A 21,727-nucleotide genomic window follows, 5' to 3' on the forward strand; every position below is an offset into this window, starting at 1 on the left:
AACGGTGAATGGCAGCTTGTGCTCCCACTCGTGCTCAAGGCACACGCGGCATTCAGCTTGCCATTCACCGCTCTCACTCCAGATTCTAATCCCCTATCAAGACACAAGCGGCGGTTCGGCGTCCCGACTTGTCCCGCGATCACCGGCGAAGCCGGTGCCATGCACCGCAGTGTCCTTTTCGCGGGCAAGCCCGCTCCCACAAAAAAAATGCAGGCGCCGGATAGGATGTTTCTGAATCTGCAGCCTGCCAGCTTCAAGCAAATCTTCCTGAGAACTATCCTACGCATTTTGCGGAAGCGTCTTGATTGTCGGGGAAATGTCTCAGGGATACCGTCGCTGGGTCGTCGAGTTGGCGACCGGGCGTGAGAAACCCGAACGATATTGACCCAGGCTTGCAGTCATGGCGGCCGTGTATGGGCAGACTTCGGTCTGGCCGGGTTCCAGTGTCCTCGGTTTTCTCACCCCATACGCGGCTGCCACCCTCATCTGGTGAGAAGGATGAACGGCGGTTTCATCTATCGATACTGGATATTCGCCATGAAAAAGATCGTCCCCGACCCACCCCGCTTCATCCCCAGCCCCGCTGATGCGAGGGCTCTAGCATGAGTGATCACCCCAACGACTACACCACCGCAGGCGTCGCAAGCTTCCTGGACATGTTCCGCGTGCAACCCGGCCTGTCACCGGAGCGGGTGCTGGAGGAAGTTTCGGTATTGCTGGGCTGCATTCGCGACCTGAGCGACCAGGAACAGGCCGCCCCGGCCTCCATCACAGCACTGCATTACCTCAGCGCACTGGCCAAAGGCCTGCTGAACGATCTGGAAATCGCCCGCAACAGCGTCCATTAACCCGGACGTGACCTCTGTGAGAGCGACGGTTCGGCGTCCCGACTGGTCCCGCGAAAAAGACACTGCGGTGTCTGGCACCGGCTGCGCCGGTGATCGCGGGACCAGCCCGCTCCCACAAGGACTGGGCTGGCCTTTAGATTTTGAACCAGGAAGGTGCTCCTACCCGGCTCAATGCGTACTCAACCCCGCCGCACTCATGAACATGCGCATGCCATAGGCCACGATGCCCAGCGCCGCGACACTCAGCGCCCAGATCAGCACCAGCCAGCCCAGGCGCTGCCACAACGGTTTCTTCTCCTCGATATCCATCGCCCGGCACTCCCTAGTGGTAGCCATCGTCGTGGGTCACCTTGCCGCGGAACACGTAGTAGCTCCAGAAGGTGTACCCCAGGATGAACGGCAGGATGAACAGCGTCCCCACCAGCATGAAGCCCTGACTCTGCGCTGGCGCAGCGGCATCCCAGATCGAGATCGACGGCGGGATGATGTTCGGCCACAGGCTGATACCCAACCCGCTGTAGCCCAGGAAGATCAGCACCAAGGTCAGCAGGAACGGCGTGTAGTTGGCGTTGCGCGCCACCGCCTTGAGCAACCCATAGAAGGTCACCAGCACCAACACCGGTACCGGCATGAACCAGATCAGGTTGGGCATGCTGAACCAGCGATCGGCGATCTGTGGATAAGCCAGCGGCGTCCACAGGCTGACGATGCCGATCACCACCAGCAGCACCAGCGCCAGCGGCCGCGCCAGGTCGTGCATCTGCTTCTGCAGCGGCCCTTCGGTCTTCATGATCAGCCAGGTGCAACCCAGCAGCGTGTACGCCACGATCAGCCCCAGGCCGCTGTAGATGCTGAACGGCGTCAGCCAGTCAAACGCGCCACCAGCGTAGTGGCGGTCTACCACCTTGAAGCCCTCGATGAAGGCCCCCAGTGCCACGCCCTGGAAGAAAGTGGCCACCAGCGAACCCCAGATGAACGCCTTGTCCCACAGGTGGCGCTTGTCGTCCTTGGCCTTGAAGCGGAACTCGAAGGCCACGCCACGGAAGATCAGGCCCACCAACATCAGGATCAGCGGCAGGTACAGCGCCTCGAGCACCACCGAATAGGCCATCGGGAAAGCCCCGAACAGCCCCGCACCGCCCAGCACCAGCCAGGTCTCGTTGCCGTCCCATACCGGGGCGACGGTGTTCATCATCACATCACGGTCACGCTCGCCCTTGACGAAGGGGAAGAGCATGCCGATTCCCAGGTCGAAGCCATCCATGACCACGTACATCATCACCCCGAAGATGATGATCACGGCCCAGATCAGCGGAAGATCGATACCCATGGCTCAGTTCCCCTTGTTCAGGCTGGCAGTATCGTGGTCCGCACCACCATCGTCGGCAGCCGACAACGGCCGCGCTGGCGTGCGTTTCTGCCCCGGACCGCCCGGCGGCTGTGCGTCACCCTCCCCGGTGTGCGGCCCTTTGCGTACCAGGCGCATCATGTAGCCCAGTCCGGTACCGAACAGCGCGAAGTACACCACCACGAACATCACCAGGGTGAAGCCGAGCTGCCCATAGCTGTGGTTCGATACCCCGTCCGCCGTGCGCATCAGCCCATACACCACCCACGGCTGACGACCGATCTCGGTGGTGAACCAGCCCGCAAGAATCGCGATCAACCCCGATGGCCCCATCCACAACGTGAGGTGGAGGAACGGCCGCGAGGTATAAAGCGTGCCGCGCTTGCGCAGCCACAGGCTCCACAGGCCGACGAAGATCATCAGGAAGCCCAGTCCGACCATGACCCGGAACGACCAGAACACGATGGTCGAATTCGGCCGGTCTTCACGCGGAAACTCCTTCATCGCCGGCACTTGCTTGTCCAGGCTGTGGGTCAGGATCAGGCTGCCCAACGCCGGAATCTCCACCTTGAAGCGCGTGGTCTCGGCCTGCATGTCGGGAATGCCGAACAGGATCAGCGGCGTCGGCTCGCCGGGCTTGTTCTCCCAGTGGCCCTCGATGGCGGCGATCTTCACCGGCTGATGCTTGAGCGTGTTCAGGCCGTGGAAGTCACCGATCACCGCCTGGATCGGCGTGACGATCAGCGCCATCCACATGGCCATCGACAGCATCTTGCGCACCGCCGGATTATCCCGCCCACGCAGCAGATGCCAGGCCGCCGAGGCACCGACGAAGAACGCCGTGGCCACGAACGCAGCGGTGGCCATGTGCATCAGGCGGTAGGGGAACGAAGGGTTGAAGATGACCATCAGCCAGTCGACCGGCACCACCCGGCCATCGATGATCTCGTGGCCCTGGGGCGTCTGCATCCAGCTGTTGGAGGCAAGGATCCAGAAGGTCGACACCAGCGTGCCGAGCGCCACCATCACCGTGGCGAAGAAGTGCAGCCCCCGCCCCACGCGGTTCCAGCCGAACAGCATGACCCCGAGGAAACCGGCTTCGAGGAAGAAGGCAGTGAGCACCTCGTAAGTCAGCAAAGGCCCGGTCACGGCACCGGCAAAATCGGAGAAACGGCTCCAGTTGGTGCCGAACTGATAGGCCATGACCAGCCCCGAGACCACCCCCATGCCGAAGTTGACGGCAAAGATCTTCGACCAGAAGTGGTAGAGGTCGCGGTAGACATTGTCGTTGGTCTTCAGCCAGAGGCCCTCTAGGACCGCCAGGTAGCTCGCCAGGCCAATGGTGATGGCCGGGAACAGGATGTGGAAGGATACGGTAAACGCAAACTGGATTCGGGCGAGCTCCAAGGCCTCTAAACCGAACATAGTGCTTCCTCTTCAGGTAATCCGGGCGTTCGGGCTCGTGACCCTCGCGCTCACTGCCCCCACGGTAATCGAGTGCGCTGTTGTCGAATTGTTCTGTTCGATCGCAGGGATTCTGGCCAGGCGGCCAACTCGTTTCATCTGGAACGATTGATCCAGATCAACGACTGTTGGGAAGCATAGTCCCGAATGCCAGGGCAGGCTGTGTGGTTGTTTGCCGCGTGACCGGTTGCCTCACCCTCTTTACTCGCGACGGGTTTGGTGGATCGCCCGATCAACCCCGATGGAACCCTTGGCCAATGGCCACAGTCCACCTTTCAGGCCCACCTTCCAGAGGCCTTCACCAGGAGACACCCATGAAAGGTACAGCGCTTTCCGCCCTCTTCGCGGCCGCCACCCTGCTGGCCTCGCCTGTATTCGCTGCCGATGACTTGTGCGCGATCAACCTGCAGAAGATCAACGACAGCATGGCTACCGCCGGCGCCACGTCCGAAGGCCTGGACAAGGCACTCACCGAGCATGTCGACAAAGCCAAGGCCGCCCAGGCCAGCGGCGACACCAAGGAGTGCATCGCCATCACCAGCAAGGTGCTGGAGCGTCTTGAGAAAACCGAGAAAGGCAGCGGCTCGGCCGGCGGCAGCGGCGCCTGAGCCGCTCTGTTGCAACGGGCGGCGGCACCAGCAGTCGACGCCGCCCGCGCAAAGGCGTATACTCGGCGGCACGTGTCGAGAGATACGTCAGCTAGAGCTGAGTGTGGGGCCGATCAGGATTCGACGCCGGTAGCGAAACTCTAGGTGCATGCCGAGTTGGTAACAGAACTCGTAAATCCACTGTTGCAACTTTCTATAGTTGCCAATGACGAAAACTACGAGGGCTACGCTCTCGCTGCGTAAGCAGCTGAGCCCGCTCTCCTGGTAGCTTCGGCTCCAGCAATCACTAGGGGATGCCTGTAAACCCGAAGTGATTGTCATACAGAACAGGATCGTCGTGTAGCACGTTGGGGGCAAAGCGACTAAAACTTACCCAACTCGTCCAAAGCACCCTGCCCGTCGGGCGGCTGCGGATTAACTCAATAGACACGGCTAAGCATGTAGTACCGACAGCGGAGTACTGGCGGACGGGGGTTCAAATCCCCCCGGCTCCACCAATTTCTCTTCTCAGTAAGATCCAGAAAAGCCGTAAAGCCTAGAGAAATCAAAGCTTTACGGCTTTTTGTTGCCCGCGTTTTCCCACCTTATCCCAAGGCATCCCACGATTGACGGGGGCACATATGAGGGCATAAAACGCTCATCTGCTCGTTCGGAGAGGATGTGCCCCCAATGCCCTTGAAAGACACCAACTGCCGCAACGCCAAGCCCCAGGACAAGCCGTACCGCCTGTATGACGAACAGGGCTTGTACCTGGAAGTGCAGCCCAACGGAGGTCGTTACTGGCGCTTGAAGTACCGCTTTCTGGGAAAGGAAAAGCGCCTAGCGCTTAGTGTTTATCCTGAGGTCGGCCTGCAGGAGGCCCGGCGCAAGCGTGATGATGCTCGCATTCAGCTTGCCGGCGGCTAAGATCCTTCGCTGCAAAGACGCATGGCCAAGGTGGTCAGCCAGCTCGATCACCAACACACCTTTGAGTCGGTCGCAAAGCAATGGCTCACTATTCGCGAGTCAACCTGGGATCCGGAATATACCCGCACGGTGCGGCAGCGCCTTGAGCTCAATGCCTAACCCTGGCTGGGAAAACTCCCGATCAGCAGCATCAGCACGCCCATGCTGGTCGAAAACCTGCAGCGCATCATCAAGCGCGGCGCTCGCGAGACGGCACGTCGTGTTGCCCAGATCTACAAACAGATTTTCGAGTTCGCCGAAGCTGTCGGTATCACCCCGCCCAACCAGATTGGCAATCACGTACGCTCCCAGCCAAGCGGGTGAAACACTTTGCTGCCGTGACCGATCCTGAAAAACTCGGGGCACTATTCAAAGCACTGGATAGCTACACGGGGACAAATGCCTGTTTGTAGTGCACTCAAACTGGCCCCATTGCTGTTCTGCCGGCCCGGTGACCTGCGCCACATGGAGTGGTCGGAGGTCAATCTGGATGCGGGCGAGTGGTTGATTCCCGGCCACAAGATGAAAGGGCTCACTGCCACCCAACAGGATCGTCCGGATCATTTGGTTCCCCTGAGCCAGCAAGCAATCGCTGTTCTGCGCGAGCTGTAACCACTCACCGGCAGACATCGATACGCCTTCCCCTCGGCACGAGGAGGCGACCGGCCGATGTCCGACAATGCCGTACTCAGCGCATTACGCCACATGGACATCATCGGCGACGAAATGACTGGGCACGGCTTTCGTGCGACAGCGAGAACCACAGGTACGGAGGTGCTGGGATTTCGCCCAGATCTCTTGGAGCATCAGCTTGCTTACACAGTAAAAAATCCGCTGGGACGCGCGTACGATCGAACCAGCTTCTTGCCAGAACGGCGTGAAATGATGCAGATCTGGGCCGATTTTTTGGACTCGATAAAACGCTGAATGCAAGCGCCCCATCAGTCAGCGAGCCCTCAAGCTAATACGAGCACTATCTTGTCGCTCCAGTACTGGCTGAATTGCTAAACTGCGCCGATTTGGCGCCTGTAATGCGCCAGACGCAATCCAAAAGGAATTCCTACCGATGTCAGCCTTATCAGCTTTGCTGAATACCTACCGCAGCGCTTCTGTCACCGGACGCGAAAAAGGTACTTACTTCGAAGAGCTGATTTGCACTTACCTACGCAACGAAGCCACCTACCGCGACCTTTACGACAAAGTATGGACATATGCGGAGTGGGCGAAGGAACAGAGCCTCAGTGGCAAGGATGCGGGCGTTGATTTAGTGGCTCGCACCCAGGGCACCGGCGAGTACCACGCTATCCAGTGCAAGCTGTACGCCGAGGACTACAAAGTCCAGAAGAAGGACATAGACAGTTTTTTCACCGCCTCGGGCAAGGCGCCGTTCTCGCACCGCGTCATCGTCGCCACCACCAACAACTGGAGCGAGCACGCCGAGGACGCGTTGCAGGGTCAGCAGCCTCCGGTCAGTAAAATCGACCTGCAAGCCCTGGAAGACAGTCAGATAGACTGGGCCAAGTACCAGCCCAATCAGGCAGTCGCTTTCAAGGCCAAAAAGCAGCTGCGCGAGCACCAGCAAACCGCGTTGAATGCCGTGGCCGCTGGCCTCAAGGACGCCGAACGCGGCAAGCTAATCATGGCCTGCGGCACCGGCAAGACCTTCACCAGCTTGAAAATTGCCGAGCAGCAGGCCGGCAAGGGTAAGCGTGTACTGTTCCTGGTGCCTAGCCTGTCGCTGCTATCGCAGACCCTAACCGAATGGACGCAGGAAAGCGCCACCCCTCTCCACAGCTTTGCCGTCTGCTCCGACAGTGACGTAGGCAAGAAGCGAAAAGCAGAGGATGACGCGGTTCAGGTGTTCACCCATGAACTGCGATACCCGGCCACTACCAAGGCAGATCGCCTCGCGGCAGAAATGCTCAAGCGTCACGATGCCGAACACATGAGTGTGGTGTTCTCCACCTATCACTCCATCGATGTGATCAGCCGTGCCCAGGCTGATCATGGCCTGGCCGCTTTCGATCTGGTGATCTGCGACGAAGCGCACCGCACCACGGGTGCCACCTTTGGCGACGATGATGAAAGCAACTTTGTGCGCGTTCATGATGCCGACTACATCCGCGCCACCAAACGCCTGTACATGACCGCCACGCCGCGCATCTACGGTGACAACGCCAAGCTCAAGGCCGAGTCCGGCGAAGTCACCCTGTGCTCAATGGATGACGAAGAGCTCTACGGCAAAGAGCTGTTCGTCATCAACTTCTCCGAGGCCGTCCAGCGCGGCCTGCTCACCGATTACAAGGTGCTAGTACTCACCGTCGAGGAGAGCACCATCAGCCGCCGCCTTCAGGAGATGCTGAAGGACGAGAACAACCAGCTCAAGGTAGACGACGCCGCCAAGATAGTCGGTTGCTGGAAGGCGCTGGCTAAGCAGGGATTGGCCGAAAACTTGGTGGGTGATGATCAGCCCATGAGGCGCGCTGTAGCTTTCTGCCAGGTCATCTCGCCCAATTACAAGGGCACCAAGCACAAGGTCAGCTCGGTCAACATCGCCAGCATGTTCCAGTCGGTGGTGGAGGCTTATCAGGAGTCAGAAAACATCGATGAGGCCTCACGCATCATCTGCGAAGCCGCACACGTCGATGGCGGCATGAACGCTAGTTCCAAGGAAGCCAAGCTCAACTGGCTTAAGGAAGAACCGCCAGCCAACAGCTGCCGCATCCTCAGCAACGTGCGCTGCCTTTCTGAAGGCGTGGACGTACCAGCGCTGGACGCCGTGCTCTTCCTCACCCCGCGTAACTCCCAGGTGGACGTGGTGCAATCGGTGGGCCGGGTGATGCGAAACGCACCTGGTAAAAAGCGCGGCTACGTGGTGCTGCCCGTGGTCATTCCGGCCGGCATGGAGCCCCACGAAGCGCTAAATGACAACCAGACCTACAAAGTGGTCTGGCAGGTGCTTCAGGCACTGCGCTCGCACGACGACAGCTTCGACGCCATGGTGAACAAGCTCGACCTGATCGGCTCTGACCCGCGCAAGATGGAAGTCATTGCTATCACCGACAAGGCCGATAAAAAGGTAAGGAAAACTAGCGGCACCAGCAACGGCCAGGCAGGCAAAGGCCAGTACGGCATTGGTGAGAAACGAGCTAAGTACGATGTCGAAGGCCAGATGACCCAGCAGGCCGAGCTGGCCTATGAGGTCGGGGAAATCGAGAAGGCCATCTACGCCAAGATCGTCTCCAAGTGCGGCAACCGCCACCACTGGGAAGACTGGGCCAACGATATCGCTAAGATCGCCCGCACCCATATCGATCGTATTCAGGGCATTTTGGAGAACCCCGAATATATCCAGGAGAGATCGACTTTCGAGGCCTTCGCCGCTGAGCTGCGCGATGATCTCAACGACAGCATCAGCGATGGCGAGATCGTCGAAATGCTTGCCCAGCATCTGGTAACCAAGCCAGTGTTCGATGCGCTGTTCGAGGAGTACAGCTTCGCCAGCCACAACCCCATGTCCAAAGCCATGCAAGGCGTGCTGGACGCACTCCATGAGCATCACTTGGCCAAGGAAGCCGACACACTGGAAAAGTTCTACGCCAGCGTTCGTCAACGCGCTGCCGGCATCGACAACCCTCAAGGCAAGCAGAAGATCATCGTCGAGCTGTACGACAAGTTCTTCCGCAACGCTTTCCCCAAGATGACCGAGCGCTTGGGCATCGTTTACACCCCGGTCGAGGTGGTGGACTTCATCCTCCACAGCGTCAATCACCTGCTGCAAAAGGAATTCGGCCAGACTCTGGGCAGCAGAGGTGTTCACATCATCGATCCATTCACGGGCACGGGCACCTTTATTACCCGCTTAATCCAATCGGGTCTGATCAAGCCGGAAGAGCTAGCACACAAGTACAGGCACGAGATCCATGCCAACGAACTGGTACTACTGGCTTACTATATCGCCGCCATCAATATCGAGGCGGCCTATCACAGCGAAGTGCTGGCCGATTACACCCCGTTTGAAGGCATATGCCTGACAGACACCTTCCAGATGTATGAGAAGGATGATTTGGTGGATGCACTGCTGGAGGACAACAGCGCTAGGCGCAAGCGGCAGAAAGCACTGGATATTCGGGTAATTGTGGGTAATCCGCCCTATTCGATTGGGCAAGGTAGTGCAAACGATAACAACACCAATTTGGCGTACCCGTCACTCGACGCCCGCATCGCTTCCACATACGCAGCACGCTCCAAAATGACATCTGTTAAGAACATATACGACAGCTATATCCGCGCAATCCGCTGGGCCAGCGATCGTATTGGCGACGCGGGAGTTATAGGTTTTGTCACCAATGCTGGATACCTGGAGTCAACGTCTTCCGACGGCATGCGTAAGTGCCTGGCTGATGAGTTCTCTAGCCTGTATGTGTTTCATCTGCGCGGCAACCAACGCACGAGTGGCGAAACCTCTCGGAAAGAAGGGGGCAAGATATTTGGTAGCGGCAGCCGCACACCTATCGCCATTTCGCTGCTGGTCAAGAATCCCGAGGCGCTGACTCGCGGGAAGATTTATTTCCATGACATTGGTGACTATCTCAGCCGCGATGACAAATTGCAGAAAATCGCTGATTGCGTCAGCGTAGCTGGTATTGAGCAATGGCAGTCAATCACTCCCGATGAGCACGGCGACTGGCTCAAACAGCGTGACGATAGTTTCAGTCAGTTCATCGTGATGGGAGACAAGAAGGGCGATGCACCCAAGCTATTTGACAACTTCTCACTGGGTGTTGCGACCGGACGAGACGCTTGGGCTTATAACGCAAGCCAGTCAAAGCTGGCGACCAACATGACCAGCATGATTGACTCCTACAACTCCGAAGTGCGGCGCTTCAACGAGGCGTATCCAGAGCTAGATACCAAGACACGGCTGGCACAGGTGGATGACTTTATTGATACCAACCCGGCACACATCAGCTGGACGGTCAATCTCAAACAGGATTTAGGCAAAGGTCGCAGCCATACCATGGAGGCTGACTGCTTGGTGCCCGGTTTGTATCGCCCCTTTTCCAAACAATGGCTGTACTTCAATCGCCGCTTTAATGAAAGGGTTTATCAGATGCCGCGCATCTTCCCCGATGCCAAATCTGAAAACGTCGCCATCATGGTTAAAGGTAATTGGCGGGGCGATGGCCAGATTGCTTATCTGATCGATAGCGTTACTTGCTTGCAGCCCGACGGCGGCGGTCAGTGCTTCCCCCTCTACCTCTATGGCGAAGCAGCCAAAACTGCCGATGACGATCTTTTTGCCGAGCAAGTTGACGATGGCTTACGCCGCCGCGATGCCATCACCGATACCGGCCTAGCTCACTTCCAAACAGCCTACGCCGGCGAGCAAATGAGCAAGGAGGATCTGTTCTACTACGTCTACGGCATCCTCCATTCGCCCGACTACCGAGATCGCTACGCCGACAACCTGAGCAAGGAACTGCCGCGCATTCCGGCTGTGAAGAAAGCTGCCGATTTCTGGGCATTCAGCAAAGCAGGCCGCGCCCTGGCTGATCTTCACCTGAACTACGAAACCGTCGCGCCCTACCCGCTGACCATCGAGGCCAAGGGCACGCTGACTAATGCCGATTACCGCGTGGAGAAGATGAAGTTCGCCAAGAAGGGCGACAAGACCACCGTCATCTACAACCACCGCATCACCCTAAAGGGCATTCCTGAAGCGGCGTGGGATTACGTCGTCAACGGCAAAGCCGCACTCGATTGGGTGATGGAGCGCCAAGCGGTGCGTATCGACAAGGCCAGTGGCATCGTCAACGACGCCAACGACTGGGCCAACGAAACCATGGGCAACCCCAAGTATCCATTGGAGCTCTTCCAGCGCGTGGTCACCGTGAGCCTGGAAACCCAGAAAATCGTCAAGGCGCTGCCCAAACTCGATATCGGCAAAGATGACTAGTTGAGTCCGATAGAACGCTGAGCATTCAGTCAACATACCACTGGTGGGAGCACAACCATCGAGATCCTCCTTGAGTCAGCCATCGCTGTGCAATGCTCAGGGAAGAATTATAAACTGGATGGCTTAATGATGGCGCGGTAAGCGCGCATCCATCAATCGCAACGCTTCACTAGCCATAACTACGTTTTCACGACCGTTTATTTGATGAGTTCGATGCCAACGGCATGAAGGGGCAGGATTCAAACTGCTCCGGCCGTCGGAATCCAGTCCACGCAAAGTATGTGCTGCAATGCTATCAAATCGACCCCAAGAACCTGGACCCGACGCCAGAAGCGCAGCAGGTCGTGATCGCCACCTTGAACGCGCTGACACCTTGGCCCTACGGCTGATTCAACGCGCTCGTTGTATCCCATAACCACGAAAACTGCACTAAAGGAAGAAACATACGCTCATGACAGCCGTATCTCCCCCCACAACCATCCCGCAAAGCTCATCCCCCGCTTCACCGCCCGACCCCTCCGCCTCCAGCAGCCCCCGACAAGCACTATTCAAACTCCTCGCCGATATCAAATGGTGGCTGCCGGTAGTTTCAACGCTTATCTCAATCTCACTCCTCACCAAGTACCTCTGGGTAATCCATCACCCCGAATTGATCCTGAGTTCGTTAGGTAACCCTTCGAACCTCGTCGCCTGGTTATTCTTCAGCCTGCTGATACTCGCGTCGCTGCTGCTCATCGTATCGGTACCGTCTTTGGTCTTCACGTTGAGCATGTCTGTATGCACCGTCGATAGAGAGCTGGAAAAGAGGCTCGCCTTACGCTTCGGCCTCATCGTAGGCGGGGGCTACCTACTCCTATCGCTCAACCTGCTGGGGGCCCTCTTTGATCACACCATGGCCCCAGGCTACTTCTTTCCTATCGTCGTAGTAGCTGCCGCATGTGCCGTGATAGTTCTGCTTCGCCGCGATGCGCCCCTGCACAACAAAGTACTGGAGCTGCCGCCTGGTCCCCGCAAACCCTTGCATCGCAAACTCTATTACACAGCCCTCGTTGGCTGGCTAGGTACGCTGCTAGCGTTTACTTCGGTGAGTGGAGTCATGCCCGCCCAGCTAGCCATCATGACGTGGCGAGGCGGAGAGAGCGACGAAGAGGCATTCGGGGGTATCGCTCTCTGCTTATTGATAATGTGCCTCTACCTAGCGCCAGTCCTCGTCTTTTATTTGACAAACGGCAATGCGATGCTGCGCACCGGCCGAGCCGCACTGGTGCTGCTCGGGTGCATCTTCGTCAACGCCATGCTGTTGCCGGCCCTCTTGGACCTGTGGGTCTATTCCGCCGCCAATCTGATCAAGATCAGGGACAATACCGAGCTAAGCTATGTATTGAATGAAAAGGATTATCCAAAGGAGGTATTCAGTAGCGCCCCGTGGCAACTGGAGAGCTACGAGGGGCCAAATGGTTTGTACAGCGTCAGGGCGTTTCGTCAGTTCCGCTTCGGCGATACGTTATTGATCTGTCCCGCTAGCTACCGAAATATCGCTTTGAAAGAGATCGACAGCTACGCACATCGCTGTATTGCGTTGTCCGAGGCCAAGGTACATGTAGCCGCTCCTGTATTAAGTAAGGATGCCGCGACGGTAGCCAAGCCGAATTGATCCTGCCCCCATGCCTACCCACGTTCCGGTGTTGATTGAATACCGGAACGCAAAATATAAATCTGTCCCCTTTTATCGCGCTTACTTGATAGAGTTGGCCACGATTCGTTTTGGGGGCAGGCCTCAAAATGCACCGTCCATGGGAATCCAGACCACGCAGCGTTCCAAATGGTATTCCAAGCAAGCTCACCAAAAAATTATTTACGCGCCAAAACAGATAGATACCGACTGGATTCAGATTACCCCGGCTCGACAAAAACGCCCAACCTCCCCAAGCTTCCCCTATCCCGCTTCGCCATCAGCCCCAAATTCTGAAAAGGACTTCCCTCATGCCCATCCCAGACTTCCAAACCCTCATGCGCCCAATCCTGGCCATCGTCGCCGACCGCGCTCCGCTCACGCTCAGTGACCTACGCGAGCACGTAGCCAACGAGTTCAACCTAACCGAGGAAGAACGCACCGAACGCCTCCCCTCCGGTAAGCAAACAGTCATCAACAACCGAGTCGGCTGGGCGCGCACCTATCTAAACAAAGCCGGTCTGCTCGTGATCCCGGCCAAAGGCCTGGTCCAGATCACTCCACGCGGCCTTGAGGCCCTTAACAACGGCCCTGGCCGCATCACTGTCAGTTGGCTCAAGCAATTTCCAGAGTTCGCCGCGTTCCACACCGCGAACCCTGCCACCAACTCAATACTGGCAGCCCAACCTGACCCCACCGAGCAATCCACTCCTGATGAACAACTGTCCACAGCCCATCAAGCACTGATGCAATCGCTGGCAGACGACCTCCTCGCCCAAGTCCGTGCCGCTTCGCCGACATTCTTCGAGCAATTAGTAGTCGATCTCATGATCGCCATGGGCTACGGGGGTTCACGCAAAGAGGCCGGCAGCGCAACCCAGCAAACCAACGACGATGGTATCGACGGCATCATCAAGGAAGACAAGCTCGGGCTGGATGTCATCTACCTGCAAGCCAAGCGCTGGGGTAACACGGTGCATCGGCCGGAGATCGATAAGTTCATCGGGGCGCTGACCCGTAAACGCGCCCGTAAAGGCGTCTTCATCACGACATCCGACTTCTCCGCCGGAGCCCGCGACGCTGCCTTGAGCCTGGACATCAAAGTAGTGCTTATCGATGGCGCCGAACTCGCCCGCCTGATGGTCGATTACAACCTGGGCTGCAGCGTTAAACAGGTCTACGAAGTGAAGCATCTGGATAGCGACTACTTCACCGAGGACTAACTGCGCCGTGGCGTTGACCTCCTGCCCATGCGCCTGCGCCGATCTGCGCAGGGAATCTGCGTCGTCCCTACTCCAGGCATGGCAATCTGCCACCTAACCGAGGTAAATTCCCTTCCAGGCATCCACACGAAACCCGGTTCACGATCACAAGGAAGTTGCAGCTATGGACCAAGCCAAGGACTCCCTCCTCAGGCGCCAGACCTCATCGCATCTGTGTATGGAGTACTCAGACTCCCCCTCTCGGCCAATACCGCCCCGCAAGCAGCACGCCTGCAGATAGGGAGCCGCCGATGTCCCTGCCATTCCTGTTCCAGTCGTCGCCGTCCTCCAGCACCAACACGACCGAAGCCAATATCTTCATCCACGGCTACAGCGCCGGGCACAACGAAGAAGACAAGCAACTCCTGCTTGAAAGAATTCCCGCGCAACTCGGTAACTTCATCAATATCTTTGCGTTCTGGCCATCAAACCATTATCTGCACTTCGACATCGCTTCATTCTGGTCGCTGGGTGCGGGCAGCCTTAACTTCGTACCGGTCGGCGCTACCGGGGGCTTCGGTCCTTCCCTGGGATTGGTGGGGGCTGTGGTCAAAGACCGTCTGAAGAACTTCAGCGATGCCCGCGCTCGTGCCGAGAGCATGGGTGTTGTGCTGCTCGATCAACTGAAAGAGTACCTGCGCACCAAACACCCTCAGGTAGAAACCATCAATCTGATCGGCCACTCTCTTGGCGGTCGGGTGATCGTCAGCAGTCTGAAAAGCTTCTCCAAAAGGCATCAGTTGGCAATCAACGATGTACTGCTGATGGCTGCGGCAGTCGAGGTCTCAGCCATTGAAGCGAGTCAGATGCGCAAGCGCCTGCAAGGCAGGATGATCAACGCGTATTCCAAGACAGACCGGACGTTGCTGCTCAATTGGGGCGAAACCTGCCTGGGGCGCAACGTGGTCGAGCATTTCGAAAGCGTCGAAATGAATGACTTCGGTCACACAGATTACTGGGAGCGACTCCCCGAGGTGTTGACCGAAACACGCTTCAAAGCAATTACGCCGAACGCTCCTGAGCCCCCCCTCGTTCATGCTGATGCTTTCCCGCCAACCCAGGCGCCCGAAAAATCCACCGAAGAACCCTACATGACTCTCGAACTGAACAGCCCCCGCGAGGTTTACCAGCAAATCAACGATGAGTTGGCCCTCATTATCGGTGAGCTGAGGCACTCTTCGGACGACGAAGCCTTGAACCTGGCCAGGAAGGAAGCGCTGCGGCGGCTCACCGAACATCGTACTGCGCTGTTCGATCGGTTGGCGGAACTGGAGAAGAACGCCGAGTGGAACACCTTCACCATCGCCTTCTATGGTGAAACCGGGGCAGGCAAGTCGACACTCATCGAGACGTTGCGGATTCTGCTGCAGGAGCCAGGCAAGCGGGCGAGCCAGGAGGCCTTCCGCAAGCTGCACGAACAGTACGAACTGACTGAAGAAAACCTCCAGCGCTTGCAACAAAGCATTGAGGAGACCGAAGCGCGACTTGATGAACTCACGCGGCAGTTGACCGCCGCAGTGCAGCAGTACGAGCAACCCTACCAGCAGGCTCGCGAAGCGTTGGATCGGGCCAATGCCCAGTCCAGCGAGCTGACACAGAGGTTGGACAACACGCTCCAGCAACACGAGCACGCACACAAAGATGCTCTAGCTGCCGTTACCCGTTTGCACAGCCTTCTCGCCGAACGTAAAAGCACGGCTTCGCTCTGGCAGAGGCTGCTGAACCTGTTCAGAAAAATGCCGGAAGAACTACAGCTCAACGATGCCACTGCCCGGTTGGCCACCGCCACGGCAGCACGCGACAGCGCTGCAGTGACACTGGACACCGAACGGCAGAAAGCCGAGCACGCCCGCACTGAACTCGAGCAGAAGTTAGCCGAAGTCACCCGTGCACGCGACGATGCTTGTACGGCGCTTACCGCTCAACAGGCAGCGACTACTGAGCAGCAACGGACGCTCGTACAACAGCGCCTGGAAGTTGAAACTCAGTTGGTGCAACTGGTGACCGAGCTGAAGGTCCACGCTGACGGGCAGATCATCGGTGACGGTAGTGCCGACTTCACCCGGAAAACACAGCGTTATGACCTCGAGCTGGACGGCCACCCCTTCGCCTTGCTGGATGTACCGGGTATCGAAGGCAAGGAAGGGTTGGTACTGGAGGAAATCGAGCGCGCCGTACAAATTGCTCACGCCGTATTCTACGTCACCAACCAGGCAGCACCTCCGCAGACGGGCGATGGGCAGAACTTGGGCACACTGGAGAAGATCAAGAAGCATCTCTCTGCACAAACCGAAGTCTGGACAATCTTCAACAAGAAGATCACCAGCCCCAAAAACTCCCTGAACGGCCGACCGCTGGTTTCCGAAGACGAAACCACGAGTCTTGCTGGCCTAGATCAGAAGATGGCCGACCAGCTTGGCAAACACTACCGGGAGGTGTTCGCGCTGACCGCATTGCCAGCATTCCTTGCCTCGACCCATCACTTCGCGCCGGGTTCATCGAACGCCAATCGTCGGGCCAAGGTGCTCGCGGACTTTGGTGCCGACGAACTCCTGGAGAAGTCTCGCCTGCGAGGCTTCCTGCAGTTGCTCGACGAGAAATTGATCCGTGACGGCCAGTCCAAGATCATTCGGGCCAACTTCAACAAGGCCAATGAAGCACTCACCGACACCACCGGCACGCTCTCAGGTGTTCAACAAACGCTTTCGGCGCTGGCGGCCAAGCTCAACGAAGAAGAGCAAAGCGCCAAGAGTCAGTTGAACAGCAGCTTCAATGCGCTGAAGAAGCGTCTTGAATCATCAGGCGAGACCTTGATCCACAGCTTCGCCAGCAAGGTGCGAAACTGCGTCTATGCGAAGATCGAAGGAGATATCAGCAACGATGCCTTCAAGGCAGCCCTGAGCGAACAGCTTGAGGAACAGCAACACGCGTTGGGCAAGCAGTTGCCCAAGGTCATCAACGTTGAAGTGGGCACCTTCCAGAAGGCTGCCGAAGATATTCTCAAGCGATTCGAAAAGCATGCTCAGGAACTGACCGCGAGCTATGGAAAGCTCGGCAGCATGAAGTTCAATCAGCCGTTCAAACTCAATATCAAAATCGACAATGGCATCAAGGTTGCGGGACTGATCGCCAGCCTTCTGGGAATCGCAGCAGCACCCTTCACCGGCGGTGCCAGCCTGTGGTTCGTGGGGGCTTCGGTACTGACCGCTTTGATCTCGGTTGGCAAAGCGATCTGGGGCGCATTCGATTCCGACTTCAAGAAATCTCAGCAACGCCAGGCAACCGATAAAAACCTGCTCAGCGCTACCGAACAACTGCGCAGTGCGCTACGTGAAAATCTGGAAAGCGCACTGAACGAAATGCAGAAGACGATCGAGCAACTTGATCGGGCGCTGGAAGCGCCTGCCAAGCAAGCTTCCAGCCAGGTTGAAGCGCTGGCGCGCTCCACCAAACGCCTGAAAGTGCTCTCCCGCCAAATCGAAATCGCAGGAAAACTGTAATGAAAAATACCCTCAAGACATTCAAGGCCCAACAGGCCGACGCACTGTCGCTGCTCGAACGGTTGCAAGGTTTTCTCGATCAGGGTGCACAGGCCGGTGTGCCAATCGACGGGGCCCTGAGCAGCAAGTTGAGGAACGCCATCAACAGCGTATCCGGTGAAAAACTCAAGGTCGCACTGATCGGCGGCTTCTCCGAGGGCAAGACATCGATTGCAGCAGCCTGGATGGAGAAGCTGGATAAATCCAGTATGAAGATCAGTCATGCAGAGTCCTCTAACGAGGTGAAAATCTACGAGGTCGATGATGATTTCGTACTGATCGACACCCCGGGCCTGTTCGGTTTCAAAGAGCAGGAAAACGCCGAAACCCATGCCATCGAGAAGTACAAGGACATCACCAAGAAGTACGTGAGCGAATCTCACCTGGTGCTGTACGTGATGAACTCGACCAACCCGATCAAGGAAAGCCATAAGGAAGACCTGACCTGGTTGTTCCGTACCTTGGGTCTGCTGCCGCGCACGGTGTTCGTGCTCAGTCGCTTCGATGAGGTGGCTGATGTTGAAGACGAACAGGACTATCAGTCCAATCTGCAGATCAAGCGCGATAACGTCACGGGCAGGCTTCGCGAACAGATTGGTCTGAGCGATCAGGAAGCAGCCGATCTTTCGATAGTTGCAGTGGCTGCCAATCCCTTTGACCTGGGGGCCGAGCACTGGCTGTCCAACCTTGAAGAATTCAAGGCGCTGTCGCATATCGCAACGCTGCAGACGGCGACCACAGCGAAGATCGAGCACAATGGTGGCAGCGCTGCGCTGGCCAATGAAATGCGCACCAGCGTAATTCGCGATGTGCTCAACAACCAACTGCCGATCGCTGTCGAGAACGAGCACAAGGTTTCCCTCGAAGTCAGCAAGCTCGACGAGCTCAATGGTCGGTTAGGTAAGCAATTGGCAAGCACCGGTCAGCAGATCGAAGAAGCACGTATCAGCCTGCGCGAGTTTGCCACGCGCTACTTCGCCGATCTGATCCTGCAGGCCAAAGGCTGTAGCCTTGAAACGTTCACCGATTTCTTCGAACGAGAGGTCGGTGCCGAAGGCATCATCCTCGCTACACGGCTGCAAAACGAGTTCAGCCGCCAGACCCAGTCGATCACGCTTGAGGTCGAGAAGATGCAGGTTGGCTTCGACAGTGAGGTCAATCACTTCAATACGACGGTCAAAGCTCTGGGGAAACAAGGCATCAACCACGTGCTCAAGGGCAATCTCATCAACAACACCACGGTACTGGCCGCTCGAGATGGCATCTCGACAATTGCCAAGACGGTTGGCATGGACATCGGCAAGTACCTGAAGTTTAAACCCTGGGGCGCGGTGAAATTCGCCAAGGGCGCTAATGGTGCCCTGGCTTTGCTGGGTGTGGCACTCGAAGCGTGGGACAGCTGGGAGCAATACAAGCGCGAAGAAGCCTTCAAGAAAACCATTGCAACGATGGTCGACAACTTCGAAAAACAGCGCCAGGACTTCATCGCTCTGGTGAACGCTGAACGTTTCAAGGAAGAATTCTTCCCCGATTACCTTCAGCTCAATACTCGCCGACAAGAGCTGCAAAGCAATCTGGATGAAAGCCGGGTGCGTCAACAGCTCTTCCAGGCATGGCGGGTTGAAGCTGAAACCATCGATGCTGAGTTCAGAACGTTGAACTAACCGCCCCAATACCCACATAGGGCAGACAGAAGCCTGGGCTACAACCCCAGGCTTCATCGGCTCGTGCCCTATCGTCGATATGTAGTGGTCAATTCATCCCGGACACAGTTTTGAGTTTTTCTTCAGCTTTCGCCGGAGCCAGTCCATCGTTGAACTGATGAGGTCGGATCCAGTTGTAGTGGCTCATCAGGTATTGGCCAATGTCTCGTTGAACTTGTTGCCCGGTCAGGTAGCCCGTGGTCGGTATCCACTCTGATTTCAAACTGCGAAATACACGCTCCATCGGTGCATTATCCCACCCGTCCCCTCAAAAGCTGCGTATCAGCAGCCCCCTTACAACACCGCTCGACTGCCCACCAAAAGGTCCGCACCGCGCTCCCCAATCACCACACAAGCGGCCATCGTATTCCCGACCGTGATCCGCGGCATCACCGAAGCATCCATCACTCGCAAGCCGCTCACCCCATAAACCCTCAACGCGCGATCCACCACCGCCCTCTCATCCCGGCCCATCTTCGCCGTCCCGCACTGATGCCAAAAACTCACCGCCGAGTTGCGCAAGAACCTCTCCATCCCCTGCCTATCCCGCGGCCCAGGCACCACCTCCCCGCTCACCAACCCGGCAAACGCCCGATGGTTCCCCAACTCCCTGCACAACTCGACCGAAGCCAACGCGGCGGCCATGTCCTCCGGTGCACTCAAGGTGTTCGGCTCGATCAGCATCCTGTCCAGCACGCCAGCGCCCGACAGCCGCAACTGTCCGCGGCTGACGGGCCTGGCCAAGCCGGCGAACATCGTCCAACCCTGCGCCGGCGGGGCAATGCCGACTTCGGGGGGTGAAGGTACGGCGAATTCCAGTTGGCAGTGCAGCAAGTCCGGCGCGTCGAGGCGGGCGTCGCTCTTCCAGTACAAGGTGGCCTCGCAACCTCCGCCGCCGACCGGCTGCGGCTGCGAGTACGCCCAGGTGCAGCCGAAGGCGACGTGGTCCTGATGGTTCTGTCCCACGCCTGGCAATACATTGAGCAACGGGATGCCGTGCGCGCGCAATTCGGCCTCCGGGCCGATGCCGGACTGCATCAAGACCTTGGGGGTGTTCACCGCACCCATCGACAGGATCACTTCACCCGTCACGTAGAAACGCTGCAGTTGGCCTTCGACCACGACCTCGACACCTCTCGCCTTACGGCCATCGAACAACACGCGAGCCACCAGCGCCTGCGTGAGGATGTGCAGGTTCGGGTTGTGCAGCCGCGGCACGATATAAGCGTCGTACACCGAGTCACGCTTGCCTTGCTTGATGCGCAGGTCAGCGATGGCGACGCCACCGGGGCCTTCCATCATCTCGCCGTTGGGGCTGTCGAAACGGGTGATGCCCAGTTGGCCGGCGGCCTCCAGGGTGGCCAAGGCGAGGGGCTGGGGCGCGCTAGGTTGGGCGACGTGCACGGGGCCATTCGAGCCGCGACGCAGGGGGTCGGGGCGGCCTTGCCAGTTTTCGATGCGGCGGTAGTAGCCGAGCGCCGATTCGTAGCCCCAGCCGGGGTCGCCGCTTTCCTCGGCGAAGTGGTCCCAGTCGGTGCGGTGCCCGCGAGCCCACACCATCACGTTGATGCTGGAACCGCCACCGAGGCCCTTGCCCATGTTCAACGCCATGCGGCGGCCGTTCAAGGCGGGATTGGGTTGCGCCTCGAAACCCCAGTCGCGCTCGGAACCGAGGTTCGCCGGCCATTGCGCGGGGTCGGTGACCTCCGGGCCGGTGTAGGCACTGCCGGCTTCGATCAGCAGGACACGGGCGCCGGGCTGGTCGGCAAGGCGGGCGGCGACCACGCACCCCGAGGTGCCGGCGCCGCAGACGATGAAGTCGTAAGTGCGATCAATCAGTTGCTGCATGCGTTCAGTCCCTGAGTGCCAGTAGGAACCGAAGATTCTGCTGCGCAGCGTGCCGCGCAGGTATCGGTCGATTATCCGACCCGGCGCAGGGCGCGCCGGCAAAAAGAAAGGGCGCATCGTGCGCCCTTCGCTGTTTTCACGGTATTCCCAACCACTCCGGCAACGCCAGCGAAATGAACGGCACGTAGGTCACCAGCACCAGGAACAGCAGCAGGATCGACAGCCACGGGGTGAATTGGCGCAGCAGGTGGTCATCAGCAACCTGACCGAGCTCAAGCCGTGGCTGTATGACTGAATGCTGCTCCCCTGCCGACACAGGGTGCTGGCTTTGTGAATACTCGTAGCCGACTCAATCCAAATGCAAACAAAAGCGCTGAATATAGAAGCCCTACAGGCAACCGGCAACTGACAAGTCTGCCAGTTGCCGGCCCTGTTATTCCTCACCCAACATGGCCCCCAAGCCTGTAGGGCGGGTAGTTCTCCTTCTTGTTTAACCTGGAATACAGCCGGCCCTCATGCGTTCGTCGTTAT

Annotated in this window: 16 protein-coding genes, 1 other RNA gene and 3 pseudogenes; 14 read left to right on the forward strand and 6 right to left on the reverse strand. The window is 57.9% G+C overall.

Annotated features, from left to right (window positions below; translation table 11 throughout):
- Both ACNFHO_RS25730 and ACNFHO_RS25735 read left to right on the forward strand, forming a co-directional pair.
- The coding region (locus tag ACNFHO_RS25730; RefSeq protein ID WP_416767792.1) for a hypothetical protein at positions 1-366 on the forward strand (366 nt) is incomplete at its 5' end.
- Positions 367-602: 236 nt separating this feature from the next.
- On the forward strand, positions 603-848 hold the full coding sequence (locus ACNFHO_RS25735) for a DUF3077 domain-containing protein (RefSeq protein ID WP_054894036.1): 246 nt from the start codon (positions 603-605) through the stop codon (positions 846-848).
- 168 nt (positions 849-1,016) lie between these two features.
- Here ACNFHO_RS25735 and ACNFHO_RS25740 read toward each other — a convergent pair whose 3' ends face one another.
- The 3 genes from ACNFHO_RS25740 to ACNFHO_RS25750 are packed head-to-tail and all read right to left on the reverse strand — an operon-like array spanning position 1,017 to position 3,621.
- The gene (locus ACNFHO_RS25740; RefSeq protein ID WP_063546145.1) at positions 1,017-1,157 is read right to left on the reverse strand and encodes a DUF2474 domain-containing protein; all 141 of its coding nucleotides are present in this window, start codon (positions 1,155-1,157) and stop codon (positions 1,017-1,019) included.
- A 13-nt stretch (positions 1,158-1,170) separates the two neighbouring features.
- Positions 1,171-2,178, reverse strand: coding sequence for a cytochrome d ubiquinol oxidase subunit II (cydB, locus tag ACNFHO_RS25745; protein ID WP_054894034.1), 1,008 nt, complete (start codon positions 2,176-2,178; stop codon positions 1,171-1,173).
- Positions 2,179-2,181: 3 nt separating this feature from the next.
- Positions 2,182-3,621, reverse strand: a complete 1,440-nt coding sequence (locus ACNFHO_RS25750) for a cytochrome ubiquinol oxidase subunit I (protein WP_416767795.1) — start codon at positions 3,619-3,621, stop codon at positions 2,182-2,184.
- Positions 3,622-3,974: 353 nt separating this feature from the next.
- On the opposite strand from ACNFHO_RS25750, the gene ACNFHO_RS25755 reads away from it, so the two are divergent.
- The 12 genes and pseudogenes from ACNFHO_RS25755 (at position 3,975) to ACNFHO_RS25810 (ending at position 19,309) form a co-directional block, all read left to right on the forward strand.
- Positions 3,975-4,268 carry a hypothetical protein gene (locus ACNFHO_RS25755; protein ID WP_063546147.1) on the forward strand — a complete coding sequence of 98 codons (294 nt, stop codon included), beginning with the start codon at positions 3,975-3,977 and terminating at the stop codon, positions 4,266-4,268.
- A gap of 105 nt (positions 4,269-4,373) precedes the next feature.
- Positions 4,374-4,765: a transfer-messenger RNA gene (gene ssrA / locus ACNFHO_RS25760) on the forward strand.
- Between the two features lie 172 nt (positions 4,766-4,937).
- A complete protein-coding gene (locus tag ACNFHO_RS25765; RefSeq protein WP_253781924.1) occupies positions 4,938-5,174 on the forward strand; it encodes an Arm DNA-binding domain-containing protein in 237 nt (78 codons plus the stop codon).
- A 21-nt stretch (positions 5,175-5,195) separates the two neighbouring features.
- Positions 5,196-5,333 carry a hypothetical protein gene (locus tag ACNFHO_RS25770; protein WP_253781923.1) on the forward strand — a complete coding sequence of 46 codons (138 nt, stop codon included), beginning with the start codon at positions 5,196-5,198 and terminating at the stop codon, positions 5,331-5,333.
- Between the two features lie 42 nt (positions 5,334-5,375).
- Positions 5,376-5,537: a phage integrase central domain-containing protein gene (locus ACNFHO_RS25775; protein WP_253781921.1), complete on the forward strand. Its 162-nt coding sequence runs from the start codon at positions 5,376-5,378 to the stop codon at positions 5,535-5,537.
- A gap of 345 nt (positions 5,538-5,882) precedes the next feature.
- Positions 5,883-6,140, forward strand: a complete 258-nt coding sequence (locus ACNFHO_RS25780; protein ID WP_253781919.1) for a tyrosine-type recombinase/integrase — start codon at positions 5,883-5,885, stop codon at positions 6,138-6,140.
- Positions 6,141-6,279: 139 nt separating this feature from the next.
- A complete protein-coding gene (locus ACNFHO_RS25785; RefSeq protein ID WP_416767796.1) occupies positions 6,280-11,172 on the forward strand; it encodes a DEAD/DEAH box helicase in 4,893 nt (1,630 codons plus the stop codon).
- Between the two features lie 275 nt (positions 11,173-11,447).
- A pseudogene (locus ACNFHO_RS25790) lies at positions 11,448-11,561 on the forward strand (WYL domain-containing protein); the annotation flags it as partial.
- Between the two features lie 62 nt (positions 11,562-11,623).
- Entirely contained in the window at positions 11,624-12,826 is a 1,203-nt protein-coding gene (locus tag ACNFHO_RS25795; protein ID WP_125931399.1) for a hypothetical protein, read from the forward strand.
- 329 nt (positions 12,827-13,155) lie between these two features.
- The gene (locus tag ACNFHO_RS25800; RefSeq protein ID WP_416767798.1) at positions 13,156-14,067 is read left to right on the forward strand and encodes a restriction endonuclease; all 912 of its coding nucleotides are present in this window, start codon (positions 13,156-13,158) and stop codon (positions 14,065-14,067) included.
- A gap of 290 nt (positions 14,068-14,357) precedes the next feature.
- Positions 14,358-17,606 (forward strand): DUF726 domain-containing protein, encoded by a 3,249-nt coding sequence (locus tag ACNFHO_RS25805; protein WP_416767800.1) that lies wholly within the window; start codon positions 14,358-14,360, stop codon positions 17,604-17,606.
- Entirely contained in the window at positions 17,606-19,309 is a 1,704-nt protein-coding gene (locus tag ACNFHO_RS25810) for a LeoA/HP0731 family dynamin-like GTPase (protein WP_414154286.1), read from the forward strand. The genes ACNFHO_RS25805 and ACNFHO_RS25810 overlap by 1 nt, the downstream gene beginning before the upstream one ends.
- 88 nt (positions 19,310-19,397) lie before the next feature.
- On the opposite strand, the pseudogene ACNFHO_RS25815 reads toward ACNFHO_RS25810, so the two are convergent.
- The 3 genes and pseudogenes from ACNFHO_RS25815 to ACNFHO_RS25825 all read right to left on the reverse strand — a co-directional run.
- Positions 19,398-19,616, reverse strand: a pseudogene (locus tag ACNFHO_RS25815) (integrase core domain-containing protein); the annotation flags it as partial.
- A 26-nt stretch (positions 19,617-19,642) separates the two neighbouring features.
- Positions 19,643-21,196 carry a GMC family oxidoreductase gene (locus ACNFHO_RS25820; RefSeq protein ID WP_416767802.1) on the reverse strand — a complete coding sequence of 518 codons (1,554 nt, stop codon included), beginning with the start codon at positions 21,194-21,196 and terminating at the stop codon, positions 19,643-19,645.
- A 136-nt stretch (positions 21,197-21,332) separates the two neighbouring features.
- Positions 21,333-21,440: pseudogene (locus tag ACNFHO_RS25825) on the reverse strand (C4-dicarboxylate ABC transporter permease); the annotation flags it as partial.
- Positions 21,441-21,727: the final 287 nt, after the last annotated feature.

The sequence above is a fragment of the Pseudomonas sp. NY15374 genome (assembly GCF_048068255.1).
Taxonomy (GTDB): domain Bacteria; phylum Pseudomonadota; class Gammaproteobacteria; order Pseudomonadales; family Pseudomonadaceae; genus Aquipseudomonas; species Aquipseudomonas machongensis.